The sequence below is a fragment of the Helicobacter rodentium ATCC 700285 genome, from assembly GCF_000687535.1.
GTDB lineage: Bacteria > Campylobacterota > Campylobacteria > Campylobacterales > Helicobacteraceae > Helicobacter_D > Helicobacter_D rodentium.
Genome location: NZ_JHWC01000005.1, coordinates 89,724 through 101,468 on the forward strand (window position 1 = coordinate 89,724; position 11,745 = coordinate 101,468).

Consider the following 11,745-nt stretch of genomic DNA (forward strand, 5'->3'; position numbering starts at 1 on the left):
GGGTTGGAGTTAATGAGTGTAGCCTTTTTACTCATCGTATTATTTGGTTTATTGTTAGTGGGTGTGCCTGTTGCCATTTCGCTAGGTGTTAGCGCGGTTCTCACGATGCTTGTCTTTACCTCCTACGATATTATGGGTGTGCCAGAGATAATGCTTAATGGCTTAAAACCCGCGTTAATGGCGATTCCAATGTTTATTTTAGCGGGTTCGCTAATGAGCAAAGGAAGTTCCGCACAAAGAATCGTAGATTTTGCTAAAAGTATCGTAGGGCATTTGCCCGGCGGTTTGCCAATGAGTGCGATTCTTGCTTGTATTATCTTTGCTGCTGTGAGTGGAAGCTCTCCTGCAACGGTTGTGGCGATTGGCTCTGTAATGTTTGCAGCTTTAAATAGTGCGGGGTATCCTAAAAGCTATTCTGTGGGTGCAATCACTTCAGCAGGAAGTCTTGGAATCTTGATTCCGCCTTCTGTTGTGATGATTGTGTATGGGGTAACGGCGGAAGTTTCGATTGAAAAGCTTTTTATGGCAGGTGTTGTTCCGGGCGTGATGATTGGCGGAATGATGCTAGTTTATGCGTATTTTGGGGCAAAACGATTAGGTTTTAAGGCAACAAAACCAGAATCTCTAAGCAGTCGTTGGAAAAAGTTTAAAGAAGCTTTTTGGGCGTTGCTCATCGTTTTGGTTGTCATTGGTGGAATCTATGCAGGGATTTTTACTGCCACAGAAGCAGCGGGAATTAGTGCGGTTTATGCCTTTATCATCTCTGTTTTTGTGTATAGAGACATTAAGATTAAAGATTTGTATGGCGTGTTGTTAGATGCAGCCATTACCACAGCGATGATTTTCTTTATCATTGGTTTTGCGGTTGTGTTTGCGCATTTCTTAACAAGCGAGAGAATCCCGCATATGATTGCAGAATCCCTTGTCAATATGAATATGAGTTGGTGGGTATTCTTGATTTTGGTTAATATTGCGCTTTTCATAATGGGGCAGTTTATGGAACCTAGCTCTGTAATTATGATTATGACGCCTTTGCTTTTGCCAATTGCCTTGCAGCTAGGCATTGACCCCATTCACTTTGGAATCGCAATGATTGTGAATATGGAGCTTGGAATGCTAACGCCACCTGTGGGGTTGAATCTCTTTGTTGCGAGTTCTCTTACCGGTTTAAGCCTAAAAGATGTTACAATCTCCGTGCTTCCGTGGCTTTGCGTGTTACTTTTTGGTTTAATCCTTGTCGCGTATGTGCCTAGCATTTCGCTTTGGTTGCCTAGTTTGTTGGATTAAGGTTGAAGGTGGAAGAATCACTGCTTGGGCTTTTTGAGAGTGCGCCCCATTTGATGAGCCTATTTGCAGGGATTCTAACCTTTATTAGTCCTTGCATTTTGCCACTGATTCCTGCTTATTTCTCCTATATTTCTGAAATTTCATTGCAAGAAATGAAAGATTCTAAAAGTTTGGATTTAAAGAAGCGATTTAGAATCCTAAGAAGTGCAATCTTTTTTATTTTAGGCTTTGGAATTATTTTTGTGCTATTTGGTGCGGTTGCGGCGAGGATTTTACAAGGTGGGATTCTTTTAAGCCCGATTTTACGCTATTTTGCTGGTGGAATCCTTATCGTCTTTGGTTTGCATACTTTAGGGGTGCTTAGGATTCCATTTTTAAACTACACCAAAAGCTTACATATCAAAGGCGAATTTGGAATCTTAAAAGATTTTTTTACTCCCTTTCTGCTTGGTATGAGCTTTGCGCTTGGTTGGACGCCTTGTGTTGGTCCGATTTTAGCAAGTATTATCGCTCTTGCAAGTTTAGATGGGCAAAGCGGAATCGCATTGTTAGCGATTTATACGCTTGGGCTTTCGCTCCCTTTCTTGCTTTGTGCGGTGTTGATTGGTTATGCGTTTGCTTTCTTGGAATGGATTAAGGCTTATTTTAAATGGATTGAATGGTGTGCCGGTGGGCTTTTGATTTGTATTGGAATCCTTGTTGCAAGTGGGGGAATGAGCGCATTATCTGCTTATCTTGTAGGAATTTTAGGCTAGGATTCTGTGATGATATTGAAAAACTTTGTGGATTTAAACGAAATTGAAAAGGTTTTGGTGTTTGGGTGGCGCAATCACCTAAAAATCGCTCCTTTGATGAAAACACAGACGATTACACTAAAAGAACACTTGCAATTTATGGAATCCTTGAAGCAGGATTCCACGAAGCAATATTTTTTGGCTTTGCAAAACGATGAAATCTTGGGTGTGCTTTGCTTTATAGACATTCAGCGCGGAATCTCTTGTGAGTTTGGAATCTATCAAAACCCAGACTTAAAAGGAAATGGAGCGGCATTAATGCAAAAAATGCTACAATACGCACAAGAGACGCTAGGGGTTAAGAGTATTTATGCTTGTGCATTAAACACGAATCAAAAAGCAATTTCTCTTTACCAAAGATTTGGTTTTCAATTTACAAATAAGGACGCGCAAATGAGTTATTTCGTATTCTCTGCGGGGGGGGGGGATTTGTAGCCTTAAAAGCCACTTTACTCCATTTTTTTACCACACAAACTACAATTTTAGCCATACGGGATTCCATACTTTGCAAAATACACAAATCCTTGAAAAATGCGGAATCGCAAAGCTTAAGGGCGATTCCAAGTTCATTTTCAAGCCTGTGCGCGTAAAGGCGGCATAGATGAAAGTGGCGATTCTCACCTCACCAAACCAGTGGTTTATCCCCTATGCTAAGGAGCTAGAGGGCAAGATTCCTAACTCTAGGTTGTATTTCTCCCATTGTGAAATCCAAGAGCCTTATGATATTGTTTTTATCCTTTCTTACCACCAATTAATCGCGCAAGAATTTTTAGATTTACACACATATAATTGTGTGATTCACGCGTCCGCATTGCCTAAGGGCAAGGGTTGGTCGCCTCTGTTTTGGCAGGTACTAGAGGGCAAAGATTCCATTGTTTTTACGCTTTTTAATGCAGATGCAAAGGCGGATAATGGCGCAATTTATTTGCAAGAGACTTTGCATTTAAGCGGGTTGGAGCTTTATGAGGAGTTGCGCGAAAAACAAGCTAAGATGTGTCAAAAGCTATGTTTGGAGTTTTTGGAAAATTTTCCAACTTTAAGCCCAAAGGCGCAGAGTGGAGAGGAGAGCTTTTATCCCAAACGCACACCTAAAGATAGTGAGCTAGATATGACTAAAAGTTTGGAATCGCAATTTAATCTCTTAAGGATTGTGAGCAATGAGGAGTTTCCCGCGTTTTTTGTTAAAGATGGCAAGAAATTTGTGCTAAAAATCTATGCGCACGATTCTGCTGATTCTGTGGGGGGGGGGGGAATAATTTAGAGATTCTTTGCTTGGAGATAGAGGATTATGTTGTTTTAAGTGATTTGGAGAAAAAAGAGGTTTTACAATGGCGCAACCACCCTGAAGTTGCCAAAAACCTCTACAATCAAAAGGAAATTTCACTGCAAGAGCATTTAGTATTTATAGAATCTTTAAAACAGAATCCTAAAAAACAATATTTTCTTTTGCGATTCTGTGGGGTTGGATTGGGGAGTATTAATTTTACCAAGAAAAATAGCAAGGAAGTGGAGTTTGGATTCTTTAGCAATCCAAACTTAAAACTTAGTGGAATCGGACGTGTTTTGGAGCAAGCGAGTTTATTTTATGCCTTTAATGTATTGAGGGCTAGAAAGTTGTGCTTAGAGGTTTTTGTAAGTAATAAGCAGGTGATAAACTTGCACAAGAAGTTTGACTTCCAAATTATTGGCAAAAAGGAAGTCAAGGGTGAAAAAGTGTTGGAGATGTGCAAGGATAACACAAGAATCTTGCCACTTCGTCATTGCGAGAAACACGCAGTGTTTCGTGGCAATCTATAAACAAAAGAAGTTGTTAATGGTTGCAATGGAATCACGCAAGAAAGATTAGATTATAGATTGCTTCGGCTTTGCCTCGCAATGACGAAAGTAGTGGGATTGACGAAAAACTACCCTTTGTCATTGCGAGATTCTGCGTTAGTAGAATCGTGGCAATCTATAATCTTATCAACTTTTGATTCAACAATGGAATCTTAAAAGGTGAGATTCTACATTATGTGTCGCAAAAAGCCTAAAGATTTTCTTGTAATGGCAAGAGAAGTCTCTTTGGGCTGTCCTTTAGTGTGGGTTTTTGTTTGCAAAGGCAAAGTAAATGTGAATGGTAATAAATTATTATCAAACTATGCTTTTGCCTCTGTTGTATCATATTTTTTTGGAATCTTCATCCAAAGTTTTGCGTTGCGCTTGACAATCTCTAAAGTTGCGTCCATTCCTCCCGCAAGAGAAAAAAGCCAAAATTTATGCGCATAGAGCCAATCAATTTGTTTGACTTGTTTTTCAATTTTTGTATAGACGGGACGCACGACAATTTTTGCAAATTCTAATTCTTGATGCACGATATAGGATTGCACGGCGTCAATGAAAACCTTAACAAAAGTGTCTTCTAAAAAGAAATTTTTAACATCATCAATCTCCTCTAGTAGTAAATCCATTTTTGCAAAATTGATTTTTTCTAGTTTGTTTGCGCGATTGAGTCGCTCCAATTCCTCTGTCATTTTGACAACTTTCAAGAAAAGTTTTTCCACAATTTTTTTCTTTTTGTAGCCGTAATCCAATAATTCTTTTACTTTTGCTTCCATTTGTTTTTTGTTGGCAGTAATTTCTGCTTTGGTAGGTGGTGTAAGCTGGATAAGAGATTTTTTTACTTTTGGTAGAGATTCTAGCACTTCTTGGAAGGGAATCTCTTTTGTCCCTTCAATCCTCGCTCCGCCCTCTGTGGAGTTAATCACTTCTAAGTCATAAGGTGTTTCTGCAATGTCTTTTTCAAAAAAGTTTAAAAACATTTTCCACACAACACTTGTTTCCACAAAGCCATTGCCACCATAGGCTGGAATCAAAATTTTTTCCAATACGTTGTCGGATTTTTTGTATTGGGATTCGTTTTCGCCAAAAATCGCGTCTTTAGAATGCGTTCTGCCATCGGGAGCAAAGGCTAAATCCTGCCCGATAAAAATACACCTCTCAAACTTGCTATGCACAATCAGCTCATAAGCCATATTTGCGGCACTCATTCCGATTCCTGCATAACCATATTCTTGTAAATCAAAGAATCGCGTATAGCCAAAGGGGCGCATACTAAAGCTTTTGATTCCTTTTGTGATTGCCTTTGTCGTGGCTTGATGCACAATGCTTGTGAGTGCAAAGATAATATCTTTTTGCGCTGCTTTGGGAGTCTTTTTATAAAAGTCCGCCGTGGGTTCTACACGCTCTAAGGTTACGACAATATCGGGTTTGATTCCGTGCTTAGTAAGAATCGGGAAAGACGCATCTACGCAAAAAATTGTGAGATAAGGTGCGTATTCTTTCAGCAAAGGGAGCTGTTTATAAAGTGAAGGTCCTGTGGAGACAATCACGGCAGTGTTTGTATTCTTGGATTTTGTAATGAGTTCTTTCATTGAGGCAGTTGTAATCATTTCGGGCAAGTTTTGTAAGTGGTGTTCTAGCCCAATGAGTGCGTCTGTGGAATCGTTACCCACAGAAATAACATGGTGTCCTAATGAGCGCGTGATAATGGAGTTAAGATTCAAGCATTCCTCACTATATCGCCCATAATAGCTATTATAAAGGTGTAAATTATAAATGCGTGAATAAATCCATTGCCCATCACTTGCCAAATGCGCGTCTAATTCTCCAAAATTTGTTGTCCCTGTCCAAAAAATCAAGAGTTTTCTTTGTGCAATTTCCTCACTAAAATCCGCGAAATTTAACGCAATATAGATAATCTCCAATTCGGGTTCAAAGATAAAGAGTTTTTTAAGGTTTTTTGCATTTTCATTGAGTAGCAAACGATAAAAGACTCCATTGCCAAAGCCAAAAAAATACAAAAAAGGATAGAGTTTAAGAGGTTCAAATTCTTTGATTTTCTCTAATGTTTGCACAAGTGGTTCTCTAGCATAAAGCGCAAGCTTATTTTCTTTGTCGTAAATGTTGATATTCAAAGGGTCTTGTCCGATATAAACTTCATATTTTTTATTGGGTTCTAAAATTTGGAGTTGTGCGGCAAGGAGGGGATTAACCTTAAAAAGTGCTTCAAGATTTTTATTAAATCGGGAGTTTAGAGATTGAGACATAGGGATTCCTTAAAATTGGATAAAAGATAAATGTATTATAGCAAAAAGCCCAAAGAAATTGGGCTTGTATTATTGGAGAAGTTTAAGAACATTTTGTTGCACTTGGTTTGCTTGAGCCATTGCAAAGCTTCCAGATTGTGCAAGAATGTTTGTCTTAGAGAAGTTAGCGGATTCACTTGCAAAATCCACATCACGGATTTGAGATTCTGCAGCTTTGACATTGACTTGTGTTACGGTGATGTTGTTAATGGTAACTACGAGTTGTTGTTGCACAGAACCCAAGTCCGCACGGATTCTATCTAGATGTTCTTGTGCGGATTGTGCCATATCCATAACCGCCATTGCACCTTCCATACTTGTAACACCTGCTCCGATTCCATTTGCATTGACGGCTGCAACGGCGGTGTTATAGTTTGCACCGATTGCAGAGGCAATGTTTGCGCCAAACTCTCCATTGACGCTACGGAGATTCACGGTGTATTGTGCGATTCCAGAACCTGCTTGAATATTGGTGGCTCCAGAATGTAATCCCACTTGAGAGAAATTTGCACCAGAGACTAAAATATCTCTTGCGTTGAGACGAATCAAAGTCAAGCGTCCGACAATCGCGTGTGTTGTGCCTGAAATTCCTGCAAACGAACCACCCGGAACGGCAGCTCCATTGGCATCAACGCCATTAAGAACGGAAGAGCCACTTGTTACGCTAACAGAAATAGCGCGTCCGTCATTGCTCGTGAGTTGTAATGCGCCGGAGATGCTAAGGGAGGCTTGCACACCTGTGCGCTCCTTTTGGGAGTTAATCGCATTAATCAATCTACCATCATAGTCGTTTCTTTGCACATCATTAATATCGCCAATTTGGATTCCATTAATCGTAAGTCCGCGCACGGTTCCAGAACCAATTGGAGCTGAACCTTGTCCTTGAACAACATAAGTCGCACGCACTCCTAGTGTATCAGAGTTTTTATTGATAGCTTCTGCAAGAGCCCCGATTCCTGTCCCTGCTGAAGTAGAGATTTTAATAGATTCAATAGAATAGTTATTTGTGCCATCTGTATTTAAGAATTTAAGTGTAACTTCTGAAAAACTATCTGCACCCGCACTTACAGACATTTCTGCGGCAGTCTCATAGCGAACATGCCCAATTTTGTGGGAGTTTGTAGGCTGAATAGAGGCTTTAACGGTGGTGTTAGAATATGCACCAATTTGGAATTCTTTGTTTGTGAAGGCACCTGAAAGCATTTGTTGCCCGTTGAAACTTGTGGTGTTTGCAATATTATCTAATTCTTCCATAAGTCTTAGAATATCGCTTTGAAGCGCATTTCTTGTTGTTCTAGTTTGTCCATCTTGTGCCGCTTGGGTTGCTTTGGTTTTGATTAAATCTAAGATTTTGATTTGCTCGTCCATTGCTTTATCGGCAGTTTGAATCATACCGATTGCGTCATTGGCGTTGTTGGTCGCTTGTCCAAGTGCAGCAGCTTGAGAGCGCAAACTATCGGCGATTGCCATTCCTGAAGCATCATCGGCTGCTTTGTTGATTCGTAAGCCAGAGCTTAACTTCTCTAGCGATTCCGCCATATTGCGATTATTCACAATTCCTGAAGTGTGTGCGTTTAACGCATTCACATTGGTGTATATCCTATAACTCATTATGCATCCTTTGCAAAAAATTGAATTTGCAAGTGATAAAGCAAATGGTGTTCCACTTTTTGAAATTATGTTGTAAAAGAGGCGGTTTTGTCTGTTGTTGCGGGGATTGTTGCGCCTATTATTGCGAGGACTTTGCCTGAAGCAATCTATAATGCTGAAATGCTTTTAGGCTTTCTACTTTGTCATTGCGAGAAAACCGCAGGTTTTCGTGGCAATCTATAATCTAGCAAATAGAAACCTTTGCAATGGAATCTTTAATGAAGTTCCTTATTATGGATTGCTTCACTTTGTTCGCAATGACGAAGCGGGTGAAAATGCTAACGCATTCGCACGCCACAAGATTTTACAAATCTCTCGTAAGCAATGGTTAGGCTTTCGTCATTACTAGGAATAAACGAAGACGAGAGACGAAGCAATCTATAATCAAGCAAAAAGTAGCTTCAGCAATGGCAAAAATTTTTGATTTTAACTAAAGTTTTGCTAAAATCCGCCGATATTTACAGAATCCTAAAACTAAAGACAAAGAATGCAACCTACACAATTAATTGGACAAGAAATTTTAACAAAATTAAAAGCAGCAAGTCATAAGATAGCACTTGATGAGGTCATCTTGCTGATTCGCTCTCTTGGGAAACAAGGGCAAGAGGAATTAGAGTTGGCAACGCGGTTAGAAATTATTGCGTTGTTGCGGCAAAAAATATTGGATTTGATTTATAACAAAGGCGATATTCCTGATTATAATTTTTTATGGTGTTTTGGAATCTTTGGGGATTGTGGAGCGGATTATAAGATTCCGCAAGATACGCGTTTTGATGGCTTTATAGATTTGGCAAGTTATGTCAAAAGCACGGAATCTGATTATGAGCGGTTGGTGTTTATTAACTGCATTAGCGTGGCAATGTTGCTTAGGGGGGATAGGGAAGAGGCGATTAAGTTTTTCTTGCGGCATATTATTTATTTGGATTTGGTTGAGCAATATATGGAGGGGCTAAATACCTTTGTGCTAGATTTTTGCTTTTATTACCAACTCCCTGTTGAGTGGATTTTAAAGATTCAAAAAGAGGCTTTGGAGGAGGAGTATTTTTGGCAGATTTCAGATAGGAAGAAAAAATCCATTTTTCTGTGGAGTATGCATATTTTTTGGAATGTCAAGCATTATTTTAATGACTTAAAATGGCGCGAGAATTTTCCTGTGTGGCTTGGAGTTTTAAAGCGGCTTTTGGAGCAGGGAAATTTGGATTTGGCAATGTATGTGGAATTTTACATTTACCATAAATTTGGAAATTCTGCGCAGACACAGGAGGATTGGCAGGAATATAATGATAAGGTTGTGAAGCTTGTAGAGCCTCATTTTGTGGAGTATGGCAAGGCATTACCCAAATGTAAAGAGGCGGTGGATAGGAGTGCGGGGCGCAAAATAAAAATTGGAATCTTAAAGGATAGAATTGTTGCAAATTCGCCTTATAAAGTGGAGTATTCTTTGATTAAGGCGTTGCTAAGTGAGGAGGAGTTTGCAAGTCAATATGAAATTGTGGTGTATTCTATGGCATATATTCAAAAAAGCATTGATGATGTTAAAGCAATGCAATCTTTGGTGGAGATTGGCGCGTCTGTGGTGAGTCCCGCTTTTGGTTTGGTGCAAGAGCATAGCTATTATGTCCCGCATTTGCAAAAGGCGATGATACTTAGGAATAGAATCCTTGCTGATGAAATAGATATTCTCATCTCCACAGGCACGATTGATGGGAGTGATTTTCTCTTTGCTACAAGAAGTGCGCCTAAGCAAATCTTTTGGAGTCACGGGAATGGCAGGTATGATATTAGCGGGATTGATGAGAGGATTTCACACGCTCCGCCGCCAAGTTCCCCTTATATATTTAAAGACTTTAAAGTGCCTATGGATAGGGATAGATTCTATAATCCACCCCGCGCACCCGAAGTGATTGCAGCAGAGAAAGCTAAGTATCCTATTGGGGAAGATACGATTGTGCTAGGCGTGATTGGAAGGCTTGTAAAAGTAGATAGTGATGCGTATTTAGGGGCGATTGCGGAGGTAATGCAAAAGCACAAAAATACGATTTTCATTGCGGCTGGGGCTGGGAATATTCCTGTGATTAGACAAAAGGTGGAAAAGCTTGGAATCTCGGAGCGGTTCTTTATGCCCGGATTCGTAGATCCGCATATTTATGGGCATATTATTGATATATTTTGTGATACTTTTCCAATGGAACAAGGAGAATCTAGAACAGAATTTACATATAAATTCAGAGGTGTTTCTTGTACGGCGCGTTTAAGTATATCAAAACAAGAACTACATAATATCCGCTTACAATCCATTGAGGTATGCAAGCAAAATTTCTTTTTGGCGGAAAATTCTCCTTTATCTTTTAAAGAATTTGAAAAGTATTTTTGGTTGGCAGATAATACTTGGTATAGCAATACTTCAGAATGTATTGAAAACCTAAACAACATAATAAATATTTTTAATGATGTTAAAAAAAGAGAAAAATTCATTAGCTTTTTTAGGGTGCATTATGGTTTATATCATAAAATAGAGCAAAATAATTTTATGAAATTGATTTTGGAGGTATTAGCAGTATGACGCCAATTATATTACAGGAATTATTTAGCGAGTTAAGAAAAGAGAATCTTTCTTTTTGCATAACCAACTTGAATTATAATAAGGTAATAATGAATCGTGAGTCCCAAGTGCAAGATAGCGGGGGGGGGGGCATTATTAGCGCTATCGTTTATCCCTATGAAGAATTATTGGGAGAAATTGGGGATTTTGAGGAAAGAAATGCGTTTGAGGGTGAAGCTCCTAAAGTTGTACCTAAAGAATTGGCGGAAAAAATCGCAATGCATTTATTGAAATATGCAAAATTAAAAACAATTTATTTGCAAGTAACTACAAAGTGTAACTATGTCTGCCCTATGTGTCCGTTCCACGGGGAGGGTTACGAGGGAAAATACTTCAAGGATAATCCAAGCTTAAAACCTCAAAATATGCCCTTAGAGGAAGCTAAAAGTTATGTGGATAAAATAGCGGATTATGGTGCGAATATGGTTGCAATGTCTCCTAGTGGAGAATTTTTTGTCTATCCTCATTGGAAGGAAATTAGTCGTTATATTAAATCAAAGGGTTTAAAGATTTCTGCAACGACTAATGGCTCTTTTCTCACAAAAGAGGTGATTACTGAACTTAAGGATATGGGATTTGATGAGTTGATTTTCTCTATTGATTCTGTCAAACAAGAAACTTATGCTAAGGTGAGAAGTCCAAAGGAAAAGGATTATGAAACCGCTATTAATGCTCCAATTCTTGCAGCAGAAGCAGGAATTTATACGCACGTGCATTTTGTCCAGCAGCAGCCAAATAGTGGAGAAAAGCAAGAGGTGCTTAAATTTTATGAAAATTCTAATGTGAAATTTATTTCTTGTGGCATTGAATTACATACAGATTGCGATAAGGAAATGACGATTCTGCCAATTAATAGACAGCAATATATCCATGGATTGTGTGGAGCTTATAATAATATTGTGATTTTAATAGACGGAAATCTCGTTACTTGTTGTGGTTTTGCGAATCGCTATAAATATATAAAGCATAAACTAGATATTTGCTCCTTAAAAGAACATTCCATAAAGGAAGTAATTTCTTATCAACATTCCTTAATGGTAGATAAAGATGCAGATGTGATGAAGTTGTGTTGTAATTGCGATTTGTATCAAATGACTTTTAAAAGACAAAAAGAAATGTCTATTGAGGGCAAATATCTTGCTATAAACGAACAAGAATTTAAACAATATTTTAAGATTCCAAAAGAATTGCAAGGCACCCCAAATCATATTTTATTATGGTTGTATCAAAACAATCTCGTTACCAAAATGAAGCAAGATGGAATCCTAAAGCCAAATTAACATTGTTT

Annotated in this window: 11 protein-coding genes; 9 read left to right on the top strand and 2 right to left on the bottom strand. The window is 38.7% G+C overall.

Translation table 11 applies throughout. The features are described 5' to 3' along the window. Nucleotides 1–12: 12 nt before the first annotated feature. The 5 genes from BS85_RS0105035 (at nt 13) to pseH (BS85_RS10285) (ending at nt 3,878) form a co-directional block, all read left to right on the top strand. Nucleotides 13–1,287, top strand: a complete 1,275-nt coding sequence (locus tag BS85_RS0105035) for a TRAP transporter large permease (RefSeq protein WP_026943848.1) — start codon at nt 13–15, stop codon at nt 1,285–1,287. Between the two features lie 8 nt (nt 1,288–1,295). Beyond that, nucleotides 1,296–2,042 (top strand): cytochrome c biogenesis protein CcdA, encoded by a 747-nt coding sequence (locus tag BS85_RS0105040; protein ID WP_026943849.1) that lies wholly within the window; start codon nt 1,296–1,298, stop codon nt 2,040–2,042. A gap of 9 nt (nt 2,043–2,051) precedes the next feature. Further along, nucleotides 2,052–2,516: a UDP-4-amino-4,6-dideoxy-N-acetyl-beta-L-altrosamine N-acetyltransferase gene (gene pseH / locus BS85_RS0105045; RefSeq protein WP_211246900.1), complete on the top strand. Its 465-nt coding sequence runs from the start codon at nt 2,052–2,054 to the stop codon at nt 2,514–2,516. A 166-nt stretch (nt 2,517–2,682) separates the two neighbouring features. Then, nucleotides 2,683–3,342 carry a formyltransferase family protein gene (locus BS85_RS0105055; protein ID WP_026943851.1) on the top strand — a complete coding sequence of 220 codons (660 nt, stop codon included), beginning with the start codon at nt 2,683–2,685 and terminating at the stop codon, nt 3,340–3,342. An 11-nt stretch (nt 3,343–3,353) separates the two neighbouring features. After that, nucleotides 3,354–3,878, top strand: coding sequence for a UDP-4-amino-4,6-dideoxy-N-acetyl-beta-L-altrosamine N-acetyltransferase (pseH, locus tag BS85_RS10285; protein WP_051604695.1), 525 nt, complete (start codon nt 3,354–3,356; stop codon nt 3,876–3,878). A 338-nt stretch (nt 3,879–4,216) separates the two neighbouring features. Here the strand turns inward: pseH (BS85_RS10285) and BS85_RS0105065 are convergent, their stop codons facing one another. Continuing rightward, nucleotides 4,217–6,166, bottom strand: a complete 1,950-nt coding sequence (locus tag BS85_RS0105065) for a motility associated factor glycosyltransferase family protein (protein ID WP_026943852.1) — start codon at nt 6,164–6,166, stop codon at nt 4,217–4,219. Nucleotides 6,167–6,235: 69 nt separating this feature from the next. Next, nucleotides 6,236–7,816, bottom strand: coding sequence for a flagellin B (locus tag BS85_RS0105070; RefSeq protein WP_026943853.1), 1,581 nt, complete (start codon nt 7,814–7,816; stop codon nt 6,236–6,238). An 87-nt stretch (nt 7,817–7,903) separates the two neighbouring features. On the opposite strand from BS85_RS0105070, the gene BS85_RS12075 reads away from it, so the two are divergent. The 4 genes from BS85_RS12075 to BS85_RS0105090 all read left to right on the top strand — a co-directional run bounded on the left by BS85_RS12075 (nt 7,904) and on the right by BS85_RS0105090 (nt 11,737). Beyond that, entirely contained in the window at nt 7,904–8,038 is a 135-nt protein-coding gene (locus BS85_RS12075) for a hypothetical protein (RefSeq protein WP_281173573.1), read from the top strand. Then, entirely contained in the window at nt 8,025–8,204 is a 180-nt protein-coding gene (locus tag BS85_RS0105080; protein ID WP_026943854.1) for a hypothetical protein, read from the top strand. The genes BS85_RS12075 and BS85_RS0105080 overlap by 14 nt, the downstream gene beginning before the upstream one ends. A gap of 138 nt (nt 8,205–8,342) precedes the next feature. After that, on the top strand, nt 8,343–10,418 hold the full coding sequence (locus tag BS85_RS10290) for a tetratricopeptide repeat protein (protein ID WP_051604696.1): 2,076 nt from the start codon (nt 8,343–8,345) through the stop codon (nt 10,416–10,418). Nucleotides 10,419–10,507: 89 nt separating this feature from the next. Continuing rightward, on the top strand, nt 10,508–11,737 hold the full coding sequence (locus BS85_RS0105090; RefSeq protein ID WP_034551191.1) for a radical SAM/SPASM domain-containing protein: 1,230 nt from the start codon (nt 10,508–10,510) through the stop codon (nt 11,735–11,737). Nucleotides 11,738–11,745: the final 8 nt, after the last annotated feature.